This window comes from Flavobacterium sp. (assembly GCF_047602195.1).
Lineage (GTDB): Bacteria > Bacteroidota > Bacteroidia > Flavobacteriales > Flavobacteriaceae > Flavobacterium.
The window spans coordinates 391,316-410,696 of the sequence record NZ_JASGHW010000003.1 but is presented as its reverse complement, the minus strand read 5'-3'; the positions used below and the strand labels follow the sequence as shown (position 1 = coordinate 410,696).

Sequence of the window (19,381 nt, the reverse complement as noted above, 5' to 3'; positions counted from 1 at the left end):
CCTAGCTTTGCCCTATCGAAAACAATAATCCGTATGGAAATGAAACCGATCCAAATCATTTTTCTCATCCTCCCGGAAGTCCACCTGCTCGATTTGGCCGGTGCCGACCAGGTTTTTCTCGAAGCCAAAGATTACGGATTGGATATTGACGTATCCTACTGTTCCTACGGTGTCCCGATACAGACATCGACTGGGATCGGTCTGGAAAACATCCAGCATTTTAGCGAAATTAAGGCATCACAAGGCGATTATGTCATCATTCCCGGAGCCGCATTGGGCTTTTTGAACAGTCCTGAAATGAGCCGCCAACAGGAACTGTTCCGATGGATTAACGATTGCTACGACAACAAGGCAAATGTGTGCTCGATTTGTACCGGTTCCTTCTTTTTGGCGATGGCCGGATTGCTCGACGGCAAACGCTGCACGACGCATTGGAAACGCACCGCCGAACTCCAGCAGCAATATCCGAAATTGCAAGTCGTGGATAACATTTTGTTTACCGAGGACGAGCGCATTTTTACCAGTGCGGGCGTGACTTCGGGCATCGATCTGGCCTTGTACATCGTGGCCAAAATCAAGGACGATCTGCTGTCGTATAAAGTCGCGCGCGAACTCGTCGTGTACAACCGCCGCGCGGGCAACGATGCGCAGCAAAGTGTACACCTCCAATACAGAAACCACATCCATATTGGGGTGCACAAAATCCAGGATTGGCTACAGGAAAAAATCGACACCAAAATGATCCTAGACGACCTGGCCGATGTGGCGTGCATGAGTACACGCAACATGACGCGGGTTTTCAAAAAGGAAACCGGCATCACGATCAACGATTACATCCAGTTGTTGCGCAAGGAAAAAATCAGGGAATTGCTCAAGAATCCGGACCTTTCCAGACGGGATATCGCCTTGCAGTGCGGACTCAAGAGCGAACGCCAAGTGAGTCGGATCTTACACAACTAATCCTAAAAATATTGTCCAACCGTACCGGTGTTTCCACATCGGCCACCCCATCATTGCCTAAAAATGAAAAGAAACGTAGCCATTTTGATTTTTAAGGATGCCGAAGTACTTGACTTCACCGGACCTTTCGAGGTATTCTCGGTCGCTTCCAATCTGTACGACGACCAACTGTTCAACGTGTTCACCGTGGCCAAAAATGATGGCCCCGTACATGCCGTCAACGGGCTTTCGGTTCATCCGCATTATTCGATTGCCGAACATCCCAAGATCGACATCCTGATTGTTTCGGGCGGCGTCGGGACCAAAAGTGTATTGGAAGATGCCGAATTGCTCGATTGGATTGCTGCCGTGCACCAAACGACCGAAATGACCGTCAGCATTTGCTCGGGTTCCCGGTTGCTGGGCCGACTCGGATTGCTCGATGGAAAGCCCTTCTGCACGCACCACCAAGTATATGATCACATGGAAATGATTGCACCGCTTGCCATTCCGATGAAAGAAAAGCGATTCATCCAAAGCGGAAAAATCTTTACCTCGGGCGGCATCTCTGCCGGAATCGATCTCTCGTTCCATGTTGTCGAAACTTTATGCGGGCAAAAGGTCGCCGATGCAACCGCAGCCTACATGGAATACAACCGCCAACCGCAACACGCTTGACCCCAAACAATATGTTTATGAAACACTCTTTGCTATTTGTAGTGATGGTCGTTGTCGTTTGTTGCTCCTCAACAACCCGGGCACAAGACAGCATCCGAAAATCACCAGCCGTTTACCAAAAGCGGATGGGTCAAATCGATGTCAAACACCAAGCGATCGATTTAAAATTCGACTGGAAAAAAAAGCAAGCGTACGGCTCGACGACAATCGCTTTTTCGCCATTAAAGCCAACCCCACAAATCACGCTCGACGCCGGCATGTTGTCCATCCACAAAATTACAGCCGATGGGAAACCGCTGCATTTCCGTTACGACGGCAGCGACAATGATGATGCGCTGGCCATTGCTTTGGATAAGGTTTATGAGCCCAATGAATCCGTGACACTCACAATTTTTTTCAACACCAATCATGTCAACGAAGCCGACCCAAACAACATCTGGGGCAGTTTCGGCCAAGGGTTGCGCTTCTTTGGACCGACTGCTTCGGTACCGAATAAACGCAAGCAAATATGGTCGAACGGCGAACCCGAAGCGAACCGCTATTGGTATCCGTGCCACGATGTACTCGATGATTTGCGAACGACCGAATTGACGGCCACCGTAGAAAAACCGCTCATGGTGATTTCTAACGGCAACCTCGTCGACACCAAAGACAACCCCGACGGTACACGCACATTCCATTACCGGGCCGACCAGCCTTATCCCAATTATTTGACTTCGCTTGTCGTGGGTGAGTATGCCGATGTGCAACAAAATTGGGACGGCATTGCGCTGCATACTTTCGGTTATCCCGACGAAAAAGCCGCGGTCGAAGCCACGGTGGAACGGTTGCCCGATATGGTCCATTTTTTCTCCGAAATTACAGGATTGCGCTATCCTTACGTGCACTTTACCCAAGCAGTCGTACAAGATTATCCGTTTCCGGGACTCAACGGCAACCATACGGCGGTGATCCAATCCGATAATATGATCGACGATTTTCGCACGCATGCCGATTTCTTTTATTTGTGGGACGGCATCGAATCGCAAGGTTTGGCCTCCCAATGGTTTGGGAATCTGATTACACCCAAAGACTGGAAAGACATCTGGCTCAACACCGCTTTCTGCCGCTACCTCGACGGTCGGTACACCGATTACAAGAACGGTCACGCCGAATTCCTGACCTATTACGTCAATGCTGATATTGCAACAACAATGGGCGATTGGGCTTCGGGTTACCGCCATCCGATCGTGACTTCCCATTTCGACAATCTCGCCGCTTTTACCTCGGACAATTATGCGAAGGTACGTGGCGCCATGGTGTTGCGGATGTTGCAAAAGGAAATCGGGGAAGAACAATGGGCTAAGGTTTTTCATCATTACGTACAAAATAATGCGGGCAGACAGGTATCAACCGGAGATTTTCAACGCGCTATCGAATCGGTCACCGGCGATAAGATGCAATGGTTTTTTGACCAATGGATTGACCAAATGGGGCATCCGGTTTTTGAAGTTTCCAAATCTTACGACAGGGCCCAAAAACAATTCACGCTTACGGTCAAGCAAATCCAGAAAATAGATCCAAAAGACGATTATCCGCAAACCGAGTTTTTCAAAGGCACGATCGAGGTGGAAATCGACGGCAAGATCGAAACGATTTTACTCCAAGCCCAAGCGCAAAATTCGTTCGCATTCGCTTTGACCAAAGAACCCAAACTGGTCCACTTCGATTTTGAAAGCGTCTGGATCAAGGAAATCCAATTTGAAAAAACATGCCATGAATGGCTTTACCAACTCGAACACAGCCGCAATGTTTTGGCACAATGGAATGCCATTGATGAGCTGGTTAAAATCGCACAATCGAAAGATGTCTCAAAATCTGATGTCGAAAAAATCAGGGCTGCGCTTCGAAAAACCATCACCGGAAAAGACTATTGGCGTTTGCGCGGTTACGCCATCGTGCAACTGCGCAACATCCAACCCATGCCTGACCGAAACACGATTGCGGTGCTGCTCAAGGTCATTTCGAATGACCAACCTTGGGTACGAACCGGCGCGATCAATTCGCTCGGAATGACCAAAGACCCACAATATGCCGATATTTATATCAAAGCGCTTGGCGATTCCAGCGATCGCGTCATCAATGCCGCTGCCAATGCGTTGGGCAAATGCAAAAGCCCCAAAGCCTTCGATGCCTTGGCCCAACTCGAGCACCAACCGTCCTGGAAAAGCCAAAGCCGCATCAGCACACTCAACGGTCTCAAGGAATTGGGCGATCCGCGCGGGGTTGAAATTGCCTATAATGCCTTGGCCGATGTGCGCTCGCCACGTTGGTTTTTGGCCACACCGATTTGGGACTACCCGATTGCCGCTGCGCAAACCCTTGTCGCCTTGGGCAAAGCCGATGTCGCTTTTCCGATGATTGTCGAACGTTTCCGACAATCGATGGCCGATGACGATGTCAATGATATTTTTGCCAATGTGGTGTTGGTGGTTGCTTTGGCCGATCCGCGCGGGCAGGAAATTTTCGACCCGCTCAAAGGCAAGTTTGCCAACGATGCCGACGCGATGCAAGCCATACAGCAATACGAAACCCAATTTCAAAACAACCTCAAAAAATAAACAACATGAAACGATCCGAAATCCACCCGATGCCCGAATACTTTGACCGCTACATCAACCTGACCGACGATGTAACTTTATTGGAAGCCCTCGAAACCAGCCTGTCCGAACTCGAAAATTTCTCCTTGGAAAAATGGATTGCCTTGGGCGACAAAGCCTATGCGCCCGGCAAATGGACCGGCAAGGACTTGCTGCAACACCTGATCGATACCGAACGCATTTTCGCCTACCGCGCACTGGCTTTTTCAAGAAACGAAACGGGAAGAATGCTGTCGTATGATGAAGATTCGTATGCCAAAAACGCGCAGGCCAATCACCGTTCGGTCGAAGATTTATTCGAGGAATTGCTATGGGTCCGCAAAAGTTTCCTTGCGCTGTACCGTTCGTTTACACCAGAAATGTTTGCCAAAACGGGAAAAAGTTTCAAGGGCCATTATTCGGTGACGGACATCGGGTTCATCATTGCTGGCCACCAGCGTTGGCATTTGAAAGTGTTCGAGGAAAAATATTTACCTTTACTCGACTAAGTTTGAAGGATGGAAATCAAAAACCTACAGGAAATCTCGATAACCCTATTGACACAGACTTTCAACGAGTCTTTTTCTGATTATCTGTTCCCGTTTCACTTGTCGGAAGCGGATTTGCGGACCAAAATCAAAACGGAAAATATCATGCTGAACCATTCCGTCGGTGCTTTTGTCGGTCAAAAACTGGTTGGCTTTATACTCATCGGACTCGATGATTCTACGCACAAAACTGTCGCTTATAATGCCGGAACGGGCGTATTGCCGAATTTTCGCGGCCAACATTTGACCGAGAAAATGTATGCATTTTTGATTCCGCATTTGGCGCAACAGCAGATTACCTCGCACCAACTCGAAGTCTTGACCGAAAACCAGCGTGCCATTCCCGTTTATCAAAAAATCGGTTTTGAAGTCAGGCGCCAATTGGGCTGTTTCAAAGGACAAATTTCGGAAACGGCATCATCATACGAAATTAAGTCTATCGATTTTCCGGAGCATCCCGAACGCTTTTGGAATCACGAACCCGCTTACCAAAATGCAATGCACAGCATCCGACGGGATTTGAAAAGCCATACCGTTTTGGGCGCTTTCGCAAATGAAACGCTGGTCGGTTACATCGCCTTTGTCCGGAATACGGGGCGGATCAAACAATTTGGCGTGTTGCCGGCGTTTCGTCATAGTGGAATCGGTCACGGGCTTTTCTACAAAGCGCAACAAATGATGGAAAATCAAACGGTTTCCATCATCAACGTCGACGCAAACGATTCGGGAACCGCCGATTTCCTCCAAAAAATCGGAATGGAATTGACCGTCCGGCAATATGAAATGACAAAGGAAATATAAATTTACACTTACATTTGTTTGAATTGTATAACTTTGCCCAATGAAACCCACCGAATCACTCGAAGATTTTTACAAAAGCAAATCGCTCGACCTGCCCGAGAATTACCAGAAAGGCTTGGGGCATTTCAACATTTTCCGTTCGGAAGATTGCTTCATCAACGGCCAGATGACGGTTCAATACAGCCGCCGTGATTTCTACAAAATCAGCCTCGTGCGTGGCCAATACCGATACCATTATGCCGACAAAAGCATCGATGTCAATGATTGGACTTTATTGTTCCACAACCCTCAGGTGCCCTATACTTGGGAAATGTTCTCGGATGAAATGAGCGGTTTCTTCTGCATTTTTACCGAATCATTCTTCACCGAAAAGATCAAGGGCAGCCTCAATGAACTGCCGATGTTCGCCATTGGCGGTAAGCCGGCTTACCAATTGACCAAGGACGAAGACGCCGAAGTCGCCGCAATTTTTTCCAAGATGACCGATGAGCTCCACTCGGATTATGCCTTTAAATATGACCTGCTGCGCAATTATGTGCTCGAATTGGTGCACTTTGCGTTGAAGCGCCAGCCGTCGGAAGCGTTGTACAAACACCCCGATGCGAATTCGCGCATCACCTCGGTTTTTATGGAATTGCTCGAACGACAGTTCCCGATCGAAAGCACCTCGCAGCGTTTCGGGATGCGTTCGGCCGCCGATTTCGCCGAACAACTTTCGGTACACGTCAACCATCTCAACCGCGCGGTCAAGACCACGACCGGAAAGACCACGACCAACCTCATCGCCGAGCGTCTGGCCAACGAAGCCAAGGCGTTGCTCAAGCATACCAATTGGAACATTTCCGAAATCGGGTACAGTTTGGGTTTTGAGGAAGCGTCTCATTTTACCAACTTCTTCCGCAAGCACACCCAACAAAAACCGTCTTTTTTTAGAAATGTTTGAATTTTGTAAGTTTTGGTTTGAGTTGGGCTAACGCGACGGTATATTGTCGGCCTAATTTTGCTTCATCATTTAACAACATAAATTATGAAGACAAATCAAAAAACATGGTTCATCACCGGTGCTTCCAAAGGATTCGGACTCGAACTCGTTCAACAACTTTTGGCCAAAGGCGAAAAAGTGGCCGCCACAACACGCAACAAAAGCGAACTTGAAAAATTAATCCCGACCAACGAGAATTTCCTGCCGCTCGAAATGAACCTCGTCGACGAAGGCAATGTCAAATTGGCCATTGCACAAACCATCCAAAAGTTCGGAAGACTCGATGTAGTAGTCAATAATGCGGGTTACGGATTGCTCGGTGCCGTTGAGGAATTGACCGATGCAGAAGCGCGCCAGAATTTTGACGTCAACGTTTTCGGTTCGCTCAATGTGATCCGCCAGGCGTTGCCGCAAATGCGCAAACAACAATCGGGACATATTTTTAACGTCTCGTCGATTGGCGGTTATTTGGGCGATTTTCCGGGATTCGGGATTTATTGCGCGACGAAATTTGCCGTCATCGGATTTACAGAATCTTTGGCGATGGAAACCAAGTCGTTCAACATCAATGTTACTGCGGTGTTGCCGGGTTATTTCCGCACCAATTTCCTCAATTCGGATTCGCTGTTGGTTTCCAAGAATGAAATGCCCGAATACGAAACCACGCGCGAATCGCAACGCTTCCACCAACAACAGATGAACAACAACCAGCCCGGCGATCCGGTCAAAGGTGTCGCGGCGATTATCGAAGCGGCCAATGCCCAAAATCCACCGGTGCATTTGTTCCTGGGCAGCGATGCTTACGGTCTGGCCAAACAAAAAATGGAAAGTGTTGCCGCCGAATTGGAAACTTGGAAAACATTGACGACTTCTACTGATTTTTAATTTCCAGCCAAAAAATAAGCCACGAATGCACGAATTCTAAAACCATAATTCGTGCATTCGTGGCTAACTTTTTACTGTATTTTACTTGAATGTTTCAAAAACTTCTCCATCAAAACTTCCGAAAACCATGCTCGGATGCGAGTCCTGGTGGAACATGTTTCCGTTTTTGTCGATGGCTATCGCGCCTGCAAAACCGTCATAAGGCTTGAGTTCGGCGAATGTCTTGGCAAAAGCTTCCTGGAGTGAAAACCCATCAGTCACGCGCGTGACGATTTTGGCCGCCACCGCACCGCTGACGATGTCCTCGCCCACGCCGGTCAGGCTCACGCCGCAAAATTCATTCGCGTAATTTCCGGCCACGGTCGCCGAATCCGAAATGCGTCCCGGGATTTCAAATCCTTTGCCGCCGGTGGAAGTCGCCGCGGCGAGTTTGCCATCGGCATCCAACACCACACAACCTACGGTTCCCACGCCGGTTGCCGCGAGTTTGGCTTCGTATTCTTTTCGGCGTTGTGGAATTTCGGTGGAAAATTGTTCGAATCCGTGTTGGCGCGCAAAATTGGTTGCGCCTTCTCCTCCTAGAATTCGGTCGTCTACCTTTTGCAAAACCAGCGCCACCTGTATCGGATTTTTGACTTCCTCGATGTTGATCACGCCGCTCATTTTCTGCGTCGAACCATCCATGAGCGAAGCACTCATACGGATTTTGCCGTCGCTTTGGATTTGCGACCCGATGCCCGCATTGAACAGTTCGTCATCTTCGAGCAACGAGACCGCATACACCGCCGTTTCTACCGCCGAATGCGTTTGCAAATAATCGTATGAATCCCGGGCAATGCGTTCCAAAGCCTGTTGTTTGGCGACTTTGGTTTCGTTGCTTTGCGAGGATTCAGAGAAAAACCCGCCGTGGATGATGACTTTCATGGTTATACGCGTTTTTCAGAATCGATGTCTTCCTTGGTAAAAGGCAAATCCTTGAAGTATTGCGACGATTGGATGTGCATTTTATAAGTTTTGAGATCGAAGGTATCGTATTTGCTCATGACGTGCGTGACCAGATGATTGATCGAAATCGGTTGGCCGAGTTCGACTTGCGTCAAATTGGTATCCTTGATTTCACGTCCGTCGACGAGAATGACAAGTCCTGAACCAATCGCTTCCATCTCGTTGTTGTGTTTGATCAAAAGTCCGGTATCTTCCCCGAGCCCGATGCCCAACACTTTCGGATTGCCGACAACCGCCTGGAACAAACGCCCGATGCGGCCGCGTTGCACGAAATGCGTATCGATGATGACACCGTCGATGAGTCCGAGTCCGCTCGTAATCTTGACCTCGCCCTTGAGCAAAGCCTCCGAGGACGAACCCTGGTAAATCATACTGCTTGATGCTGCCGCCGCGCCCGCAGACGTTCCGGCATAAATGAAATCTTCGTTATGGTATTTGTCGAGCAAGATGTCGTGAAATGCGGTACCGCCCAAAATCGAGGTCAATCGCAATTGGTCGCCGCCTGTAAACATCACCACATCGGCCATTTTGAGACGCGCGAGCACTTCGGGTTCGATGGCCTGTTCACGGCGTTCGATGTGCAATACATCTACATTCTTCGCGCCAAGGTAATTCAAGGCTTTCACATATTCCGGCCCGATTTCGCGCGGAATTTTCGAAGCCGTCGTGATGATTTCGATGCGCGACTCGTTTTTATGCTTCGATTCGTTGAGAATTCGTTTCAAGATGCCCGTCTCAAAAAAATTGAGGTTGTTGGCTACGTTTTTATCGAGGTCGGTTTCGGTAAAACTGCCTTTGTCTACCGCACCGCCAATAATGATGAGTTTTCCTTTTATATTCATGGGCGTAAAAATAACCAAAACTTTACATTACGCAAGTCAATTTAGGTTTTTTAGGAGCAGAAAATTCGTACCTTTAAAGGCGATTTGTCCCGCTGTTCGCTGCAATATTTTAGATTTCCTTCGCTTTGCTGCGGGCAATCTAAAAGGATTTCCGCTGCCATCGGGGCTAAGAAATTGCGAATCTGCGCTTTAAGAACCTTCCCAAAGTTTCCCAAAACCGAAAATCTTTTAAAAAATAAAATAAATTTTGAGAAACCGTCTAAAAAATCTATTTTAGTCGGTGTGAGTTATCATACATTTAACAAAAAACTTGACAAATACCGAATAACCCTTTCACATCCTTATGAAAATATTAAAAATTCAGGCGCTGCGTGGTCCAAACATCTGGAGCGTCCAAAGAAAAAAACTGATCCAAATGCGCCTCGACCTCGAGGAAATGGAACAATCCCCAACCAATAAAATAGACGGTTTCCGCGAACGCATCGAAAAGATGTTTCCGACCATGATCGAGCACCGTTGCTCCGAAGGCGTGCGCGGCGGTTTCTTCATGCGCGTCGACCGCGGCACTTGGATGGGCCACGTGATTGAACACATCGCACTCGAGATACAAACGCTCGCAGGTATGGAAACCGGTTTTGGCCGTACGCGCGAAACCAAGACACCGGGCGTGTACAACGTCGTGTTCAGCTATACCGAGGAAAACGTCGGGTTGTTTGCGGCGGAATCATCCGTTCGCATCGCCGAAGCGCTCATCGCCGGTACCGATTACGACCTTGAGGCCGACATCCAGAAAATGCGCGAAATCCGCGAACGCGTGCGTCTCGGGCCATCAACCGGAAGTATCGTTGAGGAAGCCGTGGCGCGTGACATTCCATGGATCCGTCTCGGGACGAACTCGCTCGTACAGCTCGGTTATGGCGTCAACCAGATGCGTTTCCAGGCGACAATCACGTGCAAGACCTCGAACATCGCCGTCGATATCGCATGTAATAAAGAAGAAACCAAACGCATGCTCGACATGAACTCGATTCCGGTAGCCAGCGGCAGCATTTGCGTTGATGAGGAAGATTTGGAGAATTGCATCGCCAAAATCGGTTTCCCGATTGTGATCAAACCACTCGATGGCAACCATGGCAAAGGCGCGTCGATCAATGTCTTGAACATGGAAGACGCGAGGGCCGGACTCGAATTTGCCAAGAAATACAGCCGCCGTGTCATCGTCGAGAAATTCATCACGGGATTCGATTTCCGCGTGCTCGTCATCGACAATAAACTCGTCGCTGCGGCCAAACGCGTTCCGGCGCACGTCGTCGGGAACGGAAAAGACCACATCCAACATTTGATCGATGAAACCAACAAAGATCCGCGCCGCGGTTACGGGCATGAAAATGTATTGACCGAAATCACCGTCGATCGCGATACCGAAGATTTGCTCGAAAAATTGGGCTATACGTTGGAAACCGTTCCCAAAACGGGCGAAATCGTCTACCTCAAATCGACCGCGAACCTTTCTACAGGTGGCACCTCGGTCGATGTGACCGATATGATGCACCCTGAAAACATCTTTCTGGCCGAACGCATCTCGCGCGTCATCGGGCTCGACGTCTGCGGCATCGACATCATGGCCGAAAACCTCACACAGCCCTTGAAAGACAATGGCGGTGTGATCCTCGAAGTCAACGCTGCGCCGGGTTTCCGGATGCACTTGGCGCCGTCGGAAGGCTTGCCGAGAAACGTGGCCGCACCGGTCATCGACATGCTGTATCCGCCCGGAAAACCAAGCCGCATCCCAATCATTGCGGTGACCGGAACCAACGGAAAAACCACTACCACCCGATTGCTCGCGCACATCGTCAAGAACAACGGTTACAAGGTGGGATTCACGACTTCGGACGGCATTTACATCCAAAACCACATGATGGAAAAAGGCGACACGACCGGACCGGTTTCCGCCGAATACATTCTCAAAGATCCGACGGTGGAATTTGCCGTGCTCGAAACCGCTCGTGGTGGTATTTTGCGTGCCGGACTCGGTTTCAGCCGTTGCGACATCGCCGTAATCACCAATATTCAGGAAGATCATTTGGGCCTCAACGACATCCATACACTCGAAGATTTGGCACGTGTAAAAAGCACCGTGGTTCGTTCGGTCAAGAAAGACGGCTGGGCGATCTTGAATGCCGAAGACGAATACTGCCGCAAGATTTCCGACGATTTGAGCTGCAATATCGCGTGGTTTTCGATGGATGAGGAAAACGAATTCGTCAAGAAATTATCGAAGGAAGGAAAAATCGTCGCCGTCTACGAAAACGGATTCATCACCGTCAAGAAAGGTGAATGGAAAATCCGGGTCGAACGCGCGACGCATGTCCCGCTCACGCTTGGCGGGAAAGCCAAATTCATGATCGCCAATGCGCTCGCCGCTACTTTGGCTGCTTACCTCCACGGATTCAAGACCGACGACATCAGCCTGTCGTTGCAAACGTTTATTCCGAGTGTGGCGCAAACGCCGGGCCGTATGAATATTTTCGACTTCAAGCGATTCAAGGTATTGATCGATTTTGCGCACAATCCGGCCGGTTACCGCGCTGTGGAAGATTATTTGAGCAATGTCGACGCGAACAAAAAAATCGGGATCATTGCCGGGGTGGGCGACCGTCGCGATGAAGACATCCGCGAATGCGCGAAGATTGCAGGCCGTATGTTCGACCACATCATCATCCGTCAGGAAAAGCATTTGCGCGGACGCACCGAACAGGAAATCATCGATTTGATCCTCGAAGGCATCGCCGAATCGGGACGCAACGTCACGCATGAAATCATCACCAAGGAAATCGAGGCGATCAAGCACGCGATCAATTCGGCCGAGGAAGGCACTTTCATTACGGCACTCAGCGATGTGGTGACCAACGCGATCGAGATTGTCCAGGAATACCTCGACAAGGAAATGGAACAAGGGGAAATTTAACGATTCCTTCTAAAATATGGATTGCACAGATTGACACAGCAAAACTGTGCGAATTTGTGCAATTCGTGTTTAAGACCTCCGCAAGAATCGGTTGCAAAAAACGTCTAAGCTATCAATCGGAAAACCCATGAGAACAATAGCGCTGTTTTTAATCTGCCTTTTGTGCTGGCCAGTCCAAGCCCAAAGCGACTCTGTGCGACACATCGATTCACTTAAACAGGTATTGCAGAAACCGATGTCGGACAAGCAACGTGTACAGGCATTGATCGCCATGACCGAAGCTTGTTATGGTGGTGCGCCATCGACTTCCATCAAATATGCCGAAGAAGCTGGAAAACTATCCCAAAAAATCAACTACGCCGACGGGTTGCTCAATGCCTATGGTTGGCTCGCCTACTTGTACGAACAGGAAGGCAAAATCAAGATAGCGCTCGATTTCTACGCCAAAGCCCTGTCCATCGCACAAAAGGTGGACGATCAAAAGGAAATAGGTACGATCCTGAACAATATCGCCGCGATTTACAAAGACCAGGGCAAAATTCTCGAGGCGCTCAACGTGCACCAGCAAAGCCTAGAAATCAAGAAAAAGATCAACGATAAGAACGGCATTGCGACTTCCTACAACAACATCGGGCTCATTTATGCGGGCCAGGGAAGAATCGCCGAAGCCCTCGATTATTATGCACGCGCGCTCAAAATAGAGGAAGAATTGCAAAACGCAGAAGGCATTACCACCGGATTGGGCAATATCGCTTCGGTCTACAAAGACCAGCACGAATACCAAAAAGCCAAGGAATATTTGCTGCGTGCGCTCCAAATCAATACCGAGACAGGCGACAAATATTCGATGGGCTATGCCTTGAACAGCCTCGGTTTATTGTATGTCGAGATGGCAAACCTTCAGACGGCGCTCGATTATTTCAATCAGGCATTGGCCATCCGGCGTGAAATCGGCGACAAGCAAGGCATCGCGCACAGCCTCAAAAACATTGGCAACATTTACAAAAAAAACGGGAGTATTGCCGAAGCCGAGCAATCTTTTACAGAAAGTCTCAGAAATTTCGAAGAACTCGACGACAAACTGGGTCTGGCCACCGTGACCAACCTTTTGGGTGAAATCATGGCGGTCAAAGGAAATCCCGTTGAGGCGGAAAAACAATTCAACCGTTCGCTCACACTCGCACAAAAACTCGGTTACCCGATCAATATCAGTGAGGCAGCCAAAAACCTGCAGCAGTTGTACCGTTCGAAATCGCAATGGCAACGGGCGCTCGAGATGAACGACCTCTACATTACGATGCGCGACAGCATCCGCAACAGCAACAACCGCACGGCAGCGATCCGGGCGCAGTTCAAATATGATTACGAGAAGAAAATCCGCGACGAGAAAATCGCCAAGGAACTCAAGGAAACCGAGGAAGCGCGTACGCGGAACATCCAATATGCACTCATTGCGCTCGGGATTTTGGTTTTTATTGTATTGTTTTTACTCGTGAGCCACACCATTGTCGCAACCCCGCGAATGATCCAGTTTTTTGGTGTCATCACTTTGTTGATTGTGTTCGAATTCATCAACTTGCTGCTGCATCCGTTCTTGCATGAAATCACGCACCATTCGACTTTGCTGATGCTGCTCGCGATGGTTTGTTTGGCGGCCGTACTTGTCCCGATGCACCACAAAATCGAACATTGGGCCACGCATACCTTGATCGAAAAAAACAAGAAAATCCGGCTGGCCAACGCCAAACGTACGATTGAGGAACTCGAGCAGCCCCCGCTGGCCGAAGAAACCAACCAAGATCCCGGTTAATTTTTACGCAATTGTAACAAAGCGACCGGTTGACCGACAAACAGCACTGTTTGTATTTCCCTTTTTAATACATTTGTTACCCATCAAAAACATTCGATCATGAACAAAAATTTGCTGGCTGTTTGCAGCTTTTTCCTTTTCGTTTCGGCTTTCGGGCAGAAAAAAATCACGCTGGAAGACGGCGTATTGCAACAAAATCGTGCCTTTCGCGCCGACAAGTTGCTCGGTTTCCAATGGATTCCGAATTCCACCCAATACATTTATTTCGGTGATTCCGGGAAAAAACTGATGACCGCCACAACCGCCAATGCTTCGGCTTCCGAACTCGTGACTCTGGCCGATTTGAACAAAGCGACCGGCGCCGATTTCAAGAGCTTTTTTGGCATCGACTGGAAAAATGCCAACACGTTTATCCTGGCCAACGGCAACAAAATTTACGAATACAACACCACTTCCAAAACAGGTAAATTGGTGACCGATTTGGGTGAAAATGCCGAAAACACCACATTCGACGATTCGAAAAACAAGATTGCGTTCACCGAAAAAAACAACCTGTATTTCCTCGATGGCAGCACAAAAGTGGCGATCACCAACGAAACCAACGAGGCGATTGTTTCGGGACAATTTTTCGCGAGAAATGAATTCGGCATCAACCACGGTATTTTCTGGTCGCCCAAATCGAACCTGATTGCATTCTACCAGAAAGACCAGACCGAGGTCGCCGATTATCCGTTGCTCGACATCACCGTGACGCCGGGCAAACTCGACAACATCAAATACCCGATGATCGGACAAAAGAGTGAAAAACCACGTGTAGGGATTTACAACACCGCCACAAAGAAAACGGTTTTCATTTCTCCGAAAGGCAAATCGGACGATTACCTGACGAACCTCGCTTGGACACCGGACGAAAAATACGTCATCATCGCCGAACTGAACCGCGGCCAGAACGACATGCACCTGAACTTGTATGATGCCAACACGGGCGCATTCATCCGTACTTTATTGGATCAGGAAAACGGCACTTGGGTGGAACCGGAACATCCTGCATTTTTCCCAAGCGAGAAATCGAACAACTTCGTGTGGATTTCTGAGGAAGAAGACGGTTTCAACAACCTGTACTATTACAACATCGAAGGCAAACTCATCAAGAAACTGACTTTCGAACAAATTCGTCACCAAAGAAATCATCGGCGCGAATCCTGCCGGAACCGAAGTTTATTTCTATGCTACCGGCGCGAATCCGACGAATACGCTCGCCTATAAAGTCGATTTGAAAGGCAAACAGACACTTATTTCGAAAGACGAAGGCACGCACACCGTAGCGGTATCGACTGACGGCAATTGGATTTTCGATGAATTCTCGAGCCATTCGATCCAATCGAAATCATTGCTGTACGACAAAAACGGCAAAGCCAAAACGTTGCTCGAAAGCGCCGACAAATATGCGGGCTACACGATGGGAACGGCCGAAATCAAAACGATCAAGTCTGCCGACGGGGTAACCGATTTGTACACGCGTCTGATCAAACCAAGCAACTTCGACCCGACCAAAAAATACCCGGTCATGGTGTATGTTTACGGCGGTCCTCACGCACAAATGATTACCAATTCCTACCTCGATGGTGCCAATTTGTGGATGTACTGGATGGCCGAACAAGGTTACCTCGTATTCACTGTTGACAACCGTGGTTCTGAAAACCGAGGTGTGGCGTTTGAAAAAGTGATCCACAAAAGACTCGGTGTCAATGAAATTGAAGACCAGATGAAAGGCGTCGATTATTTGAAATCATTGCCGTATGTGGACGCGAACCGTTTGGCGATCCACGGCTGGAGCTACGGCGGTTTCATGACAAGCTCGATCATGTTGCGCAAACCCGATGCGTTCAAAGTAGGCGTTGCAGGCGGGCCGGTAACCGACTGGAAATGGTATGAAATCATGTACGGCGAACGCTACATGGACACGCCGGCAGAAAACCAGAAAGGGTTCGACGAAGCCAGCGTCTTGAATTACGTGAAAGACCTCAAAGGAAAATTGTTGTTGATCCACGGCACCAGCGATGACGTCGTGGTCGAGCAGCACAACCTCGCGCTCGTCAAGAAATTTGTCGAGGCGCAAAAGCAGGTCGACTTTTTCCCTTACCCGATGCACAAACACAACGTACTCGGCAAGGACCGCGTGCATTTGATGACAAAGGTTTTGAATTACATTATCGATAACAACAAATAAGATTTTGAGGAGCAGTTCCTGCTGTCCGCTGTATCTTTTACGGCCTCCGTTGTCCCGAAGGGTCGGGACGGCCGCAAAAGGATGCCGCTTCCATCAGGGCTAGGCATTCGAAACAAAAACGCCAATCGCAATGGATTGGCGTTTTTTTGTTTTATTTCGTTTTGATCAAAACTTTCTTACGGCTGATCACGGAAAAGTCCTTATTCCACGCGTCTTCCACAATATAAAATTTGCCCCCCGATTTTACAATCCGGTTTTCGTAATCTTCATCATCGCCCAGGAAAACATTAACGCTTCCGAGCAACTTCCACTCATTTTTGTAAAGCGAATACAGGCTAAGATCGCCCCAATTGTATTGCTGCAGTTCGCGAAAAATTAAAATTTCGTCTTTCCCGTCGTGGTTGATGTCGAACGTAGATTTCACGGATAAACTGTAGCCCTCGATAATCATTTCAGGAATATTGCTGCCAAATTGAATGCGGATGTAACACACATTCTGGCCACATTCCTTGACATAAGTGCTGTCGGGAGCAACGACGCGTTTGTATTGTATCAACGCGCTGTCTTTGATTTGGTCGCCATTGATATCGCCCAGCAATTGGGTTTTCAGTATCCGTTCCAGTTTTCCTTCATACGGTCGGAGCAGGTTTTCGGTAGAATCCAAATCGGCCATCGAAGCCAGCCCATTCACATCTTGCGCCAGATTTTTCGAACCACACAAAAAGCAGAAAACAATGAAAATTATTTTGGATATTTTCAGAGCATTACTTTCCATTGATTTACGTTCGATTGTTTAGGTCTTCTGTTTCTTCTTGCGTGCGGCCGGAAACAACACATTGTTCAAAATCAAACGGTAGCCCGGTGAATTCGGGTGCAAATCCAGAACGGTCGGCTCATCGCCTACGCGGTGCTGGTAATCTTCGGGGTCATGGCCGCCGTAATAGGTAAACATGCCTTTGCCGATTTGCCCGTGAATGTAACGCGCCTCACTGTTGAGTTGGCATTCGCCCAACACCAGCACATTCGATTTGACCAGGTCGCGTTCAAAAGCCGTCGATTGTCCCATGAATCCTTTGACGAGTTGCGTGTGGTTTTGGCACAGCATACTCGGAATGACGTCCCATTTGGCTGAGAATTCCATCAAGGTAAAATAATCCTTTTCCATCGGGAGTTTGCGTTTTTCAGTCATATCGATGTCCGAAAACTCGTAGCGTTCGGGCCTTCTTTCGAGTGTGAAATTCTTGAATGCAAACGACTTGGTATAATCGATCTTCGATTGGTAATTGGCCTCGCTTGGGTCGCCGTCGAACATCGGTTCGCAAATGTCTACGCCTTCGGCCGCAAGTGCGATATCGAAACTGTCGGTCGCCGAACACATCGCAAACATGAATCCGCCACCAATGACGAAATCACGGATTTTTTTGGCTACGGCCAATTTTTCCTGCGATACTTTGGCGTAGCCCAATTTGGCAGCCAAGGCTTCGGCATCTTTCTTTTGTTCGATGTACCAAGGTGCGTTGCGATAGGCGCCGAAAAACTTGCCGTATTGTCCCGTGAAATCTTCGTGGTGCAGGTGCAGCCAATCGTACAACAACAATTGGTCGCTGAGTACTTCCTCGTCATAAACCGGTGTGAATGGGATTTCGGCATAGGTCAATACCAGCGTCACCGCATCGTCCCACGGCTGTTTGCCTTTGGGCGTATAAACGGCCACTTTAGGCGCTTTTTCGAGCACGACCGTTTCCATATTTTGCGACGGGCTTGCGATTTCGTCGAGGATCTGGTTGGCTTGCGCATCCGACAAAACCTCGAAACTCACGCCACGGATTTGGCATTCCTTGCGGATTTCGGGCGCATCGGGCAACAGGAACGAACCCCCGCGATAGTTGAGCAACCAGCTCGCCTTGTATTGCTTGTCAAGACACCAATAAGTGATGCCGTAAGCTTTGAGGTGGTTTTGCTGGGTGGTTTCGTCCATCGGAAGCAGGATGAAGTTGGCCTTCACCGATAGCGAAACAAGCAAAATCAGGACGTAAAATATTCTTTTGGAAAGCATTCCCGCAATTTTAGTTTTTCCAAAGATAGCAGATTTTGTGTGAAGGAAAAGATAATTTTTAGACCCGCCCATCGGCTTTGGATTTATGCTTTTACGCATCGCAACAATACATCATTGCTTCACGGTCGCCATCGAGTTGACCGTCATCGTTTTAAAAATCTTGAGATCGATGTCACTCAATTTCTTGACATACACACAGGCTTTCGAGCTTCGGTGTTTCCCGAGTTGGGACAGCAAAAGCTCGCGGTCCTTGAATTCATTGGCAAAATACAACACCAGATTGTCCTTTCGCGGCGAAAAAGCAGCCAGCGGGGCATCGCCTTCGTGTCCACTGGCATATTTGTAATGGTAGCTTCCAAACCCGATGATGGTGGGGCCCCACATCTTGGGCGCAAACCCGGTCAGCGATTGCAGGATCTCGATGAGTTTGAAACTGTCGTTGCGCTTGACCTCATTCTCGACTTTGTTGACAAATTCGGTGACGTTGGCGTCGGTTTCGTTGGTTTTGTTCTTGGCCATGGTGTGCTGTTTTATTGGTAACCGATGGTTTCGGTCAATTCGATTTTACTTTTCATAAAATTCCCCGAACCTCTGCCCACTACCCTGCCTTTTTGGTCATACAAAACCGAATCGGCGATGAACAGGTTGCTTGATTTGAACTGAAGCTCCCCGACCGCCCGGACCAACCCTCCCGTCACCGGTCGCAACAACTGGATATTGAACGAAACCGTGTAGACAAAAACGTCATTTACGATCGAATTGACGGCAAAAAAAGCCGCGTCGTCGAGCAGCTTGAAATAAACCGATCCATGGATGGTATGGGCGGCGTGGAAAAATTTATCGGATATGGGCAGCGTCAATTCGGCCCTTTCGTCCGAGACCGCAATGGTAATTCCATCGTAAATTTCCCTATTGACCGGAGCCGACAGGTACATGCGTTCGAGTTTGCGGTGGTGGTTGGTTGATTCTTCCATTTTGGCGTGGAGGTTTGCTGAAATGTTCCCGCCTAAGGTAAGGAT

The 19,381-nt window shown here is 48.7% G+C and carries 17 protein-coding genes; 11 read left to right on the top strand and 6 right to left on the bottom strand.

Annotated features, from left to right (window positions below; genetic code table 11):
* The first annotated feature begins 39 nt into the window (after nt 1-39).
* The 7 genes from QM717_RS05200 (at nt 40) to QM717_RS05170 (ending at nt 7,451) form a co-directional block, all read left to right on the top strand.
* Nucleotides 40-960: a GlxA family transcriptional regulator gene (locus QM717_RS05200; RefSeq protein WP_415035526.1), complete on the top strand. Its 921-nt coding sequence runs from the start codon at nt 40-42 to the stop codon at nt 958-960.
* A gap of 63 nt (nt 961-1,023) precedes the next feature.
* The gene (locus QM717_RS05195) at nt 1,024-1,617 is read left to right on the top strand and encodes a DJ-1/PfpI family protein (protein WP_415035524.1); all 594 of its coding nucleotides are present in this window, start codon (nt 1,024-1,026) and stop codon (nt 1,615-1,617) included.
* 17 nt (nt 1,618-1,634) lie between these two features.
* Nucleotides 1,635-4,217 carry a M1 family aminopeptidase gene (locus QM717_RS05190; RefSeq protein ID WP_415035522.1) on the top strand — a complete coding sequence of 861 codons (2,583 nt, stop codon included), beginning with the start codon at nt 1,635-1,637 and terminating at the stop codon, nt 4,215-4,217.
* 5 nt (nt 4,218-4,222) lie between these two features.
* Nucleotides 4,223-4,744, top strand: a complete 522-nt coding sequence (locus QM717_RS05185; RefSeq protein WP_415035520.1) for a DinB family protein — start codon at nt 4,223-4,225, stop codon at nt 4,742-4,744.
* Nucleotides 4,745-4,753: 9 nt separating this feature from the next.
* Complete coding sequence (locus tag QM717_RS05180) at nt 4,754-5,584, top strand: GNAT family N-acetyltransferase (protein WP_415035518.1); 831 nt, start codon at nt 4,754-4,756, stop codon at nt 5,582-5,584.
* A 40-nt stretch (nt 5,585-5,624) separates the two neighbouring features.
* On the top strand, nt 5,625-6,527 hold the full coding sequence (locus QM717_RS05175; protein ID WP_415035516.1) for a helix-turn-helix domain-containing protein: 903 nt from the start codon (nt 5,625-5,627) through the stop codon (nt 6,525-6,527).
* A gap of 84 nt (nt 6,528-6,611) precedes the next feature.
* Nucleotides 6,612-7,451, top strand: coding sequence for an oxidoreductase (locus QM717_RS05170; protein WP_415035514.1), 840 nt, complete (start codon nt 6,612-6,614; stop codon nt 7,449-7,451).
* Nucleotides 7,452-7,532: 81 nt separating this feature from the next.
* On the opposite strand, the gene QM717_RS05165 is transcribed toward QM717_RS05170, so the two are convergent.
* Both QM717_RS05165 and QM717_RS05160 read right to left on the bottom strand, forming a co-directional pair.
* Entirely contained in the window at nt 7,533-8,375 is an 843-nt protein-coding gene (locus QM717_RS05165; RefSeq protein WP_415035512.1) for an isoaspartyl peptidase/L-asparaginase, read from the bottom strand.
* A gap of 2 nt (nt 8,376-8,377) precedes the next feature.
* On the bottom strand, nt 8,378-9,298 hold the full coding sequence (locus QM717_RS05160; RefSeq protein WP_415035510.1) for a cyanophycinase: 921 nt from the start codon (nt 9,296-9,298) through the stop codon (nt 8,378-8,380).
* A gap of 343 nt (nt 9,299-9,641) precedes the next feature.
* Here QM717_RS05160 and cphA point away from each other — a divergent pair, with 343 nt between their 5' ends.
* The 4 genes from cphA to QM717_RS05140 all read left to right on the top strand — a co-directional run bounded on the left by cphA (nt 9,642) and on the right by QM717_RS05140 (nt 16,306).
* Nucleotides 9,642-12,266, top strand: coding sequence for a cyanophycin synthetase (cphA, locus tag QM717_RS05155; protein WP_415035508.1), 2,625 nt, complete (start codon nt 9,642-9,644; stop codon nt 12,264-12,266).
* A gap of 127 nt (nt 12,267-12,393) precedes the next feature.
* Nucleotides 12,394-14,076 (top strand): tetratricopeptide repeat protein, encoded by a 1,683-nt coding sequence (locus QM717_RS05150; RefSeq protein WP_415035506.1) that lies wholly within the window; start codon nt 12,394-12,396, stop codon nt 14,074-14,076.
* Nucleotides 14,077-14,175: 99 nt separating this feature from the next.
* Nucleotides 14,176-15,342, top strand: coding sequence for a DPP IV N-terminal domain-containing protein (locus tag QM717_RS05145; protein WP_415035504.1), 1,167 nt, complete (start codon nt 14,176-14,178; stop codon nt 15,340-15,342).
* On the top strand, nt 15,263-16,306 hold the full coding sequence (locus QM717_RS05140; protein ID WP_415036016.1) for an alpha/beta hydrolase family protein: 1,044 nt from the start codon (nt 15,263-15,265) through the stop codon (nt 16,304-16,306). Before QM717_RS05145 ends, QM717_RS05140 begins: the two co-directional genes overlap by 80 nt.
* 151 nt (nt 16,307-16,457) lie before the next feature.
* On the opposite strand, the gene QM717_RS05135 is transcribed toward QM717_RS05140, so the two are convergent.
* The 4 genes from QM717_RS05135 to QM717_RS05120 all read right to left on the bottom strand — a co-directional run bounded on the left by QM717_RS05135 (nt 16,458) and on the right by QM717_RS05120 (nt 19,336).
* Nucleotides 16,458-17,081, bottom strand: coding sequence for a hypothetical protein (locus QM717_RS05135; RefSeq protein ID WP_415035502.1), 624 nt, complete (start codon nt 17,079-17,081; stop codon nt 16,458-16,460).
* Between the two features lie 18 nt (nt 17,082-17,099).
* On the bottom strand, nt 17,100-18,362 hold the full coding sequence (locus QM717_RS05130) for an asparagine synthetase B (RefSeq protein ID WP_415035500.1): 1,263 nt from the start codon (nt 18,360-18,362) through the stop codon (nt 17,100-17,102).
* A 111-nt stretch (nt 18,363-18,473) separates the two neighbouring features.
* On the bottom strand, nt 18,474-18,881 hold the full coding sequence (locus QM717_RS05125; protein ID WP_415035498.1) for a DUF1801 domain-containing protein: 408 nt from the start codon (nt 18,879-18,881) through the stop codon (nt 18,474-18,476).
* A gap of 11 nt (nt 18,882-18,892) precedes the next feature.
* Nucleotides 18,893-19,336 (bottom strand): PaaI family thioesterase, encoded by a 444-nt coding sequence (locus QM717_RS05120; RefSeq protein WP_415035496.1) that lies wholly within the window; start codon nt 19,334-19,336, stop codon nt 18,893-18,895.
* Nucleotides 19,337-19,381: the final 45 nt, after the last annotated feature.

What these genes read in the sequence shown, in the direction of transcription:
- QM717_RS05200 (WP_415035526.1), top strand. Translation starts at nt 40, where the DNA reads ATGAAACCGATCCAAATCATTTTTCTCATCCTCCCGGAAGTCCACCTG.
- QM717_RS05195 (WP_415035524.1), top strand. Translation starts at nt 1,024, where the DNA reads ATGAAAAGAAACGTAGCCATTTTGATTTTTAAGGATGCCGAAGTACTT.
- QM717_RS05190 (WP_415035522.1), top strand. Translation starts at nt 1,635, where the DNA reads ATGAAACACTCTTTGCTATTTGTAGTGATGGTCGTTGTCGTTTGTTGC.
- QM717_RS05185 (WP_415035520.1), top strand. Translation starts at nt 4,223, where the DNA reads ATGAAACGATCCGAAATCCACCCGATGCCCGAATACTTTGACCGCTAC.
- QM717_RS05180 (WP_415035518.1), top strand. Translation starts at nt 4,754, where the DNA reads ATGGAAATCAAAAACCTACAGGAAATCTCGATAACCCTATTGACACAG.
- QM717_RS05175 (WP_415035516.1), top strand. Translation starts at nt 5,625, where the DNA reads ATGAAACCCACCGAATCACTCGAAGATTTTTACAAAAGCAAATCGCTC.
- QM717_RS05170 (WP_415035514.1), top strand. Translation starts at nt 6,612, where the DNA reads ATGAAGACAAATCAAAAAACATGGTTCATCACCGGTGCTTCCAAAGGA.
- QM717_RS05165 (WP_415035512.1), bottom strand. Translation starts at nt 8,375, where the DNA reads ATGAAAGTCATCATCCACGGCGGGTTTTTCTCTGAATCCTCGCAAAGC.
- QM717_RS05160 (WP_415035510.1), bottom strand. Translation starts at nt 9,298, where the DNA reads ATGAATATAAAAGGAAAACTCATCATTATTGGCGGTGCGGTAGACAAA.
- cphA (WP_415035508.1), top strand. Translation starts at nt 9,642, where the DNA reads ATGAAAATATTAAAAATTCAGGCGCTGCGTGGTCCAAACATCTGGAGC.
- QM717_RS05150 (WP_415035506.1), top strand. Translation starts at nt 12,394, where the DNA reads ATGAGAACAATAGCGCTGTTTTTAATCTGCCTTTTGTGCTGGCCAGTC.
- QM717_RS05145 (WP_415035504.1), top strand. Translation starts at nt 14,176, where the DNA reads ATGAACAAAAATTTGCTGGCTGTTTGCAGCTTTTTCCTTTTCGTTTCG.
- QM717_RS05135 (WP_415035502.1), bottom strand. Translation starts at nt 17,081, where the DNA reads ATGGAAAGTAATGCTCTGAAAATATCCAAAATAATTTTCATTGTTTTC.
- QM717_RS05130 (WP_415035500.1), bottom strand. Translation starts at nt 18,362, where the DNA reads ATGCTTTCCAAAAGAATATTTTACGTCCTGATTTTGCTTGTTTCGCTA.
- QM717_RS05125 (WP_415035498.1), bottom strand. Translation starts at nt 18,881, where the DNA reads ATGGCCAAGAACAAAACCAACGAAACCGACGCCAACGTCACCGAATTT.
- QM717_RS05120 (WP_415035496.1), bottom strand. Translation starts at nt 19,336, where the DNA reads ATGGAAGAATCAACCAACCACCACCGCAAACTCGAACGCATGTACCTG.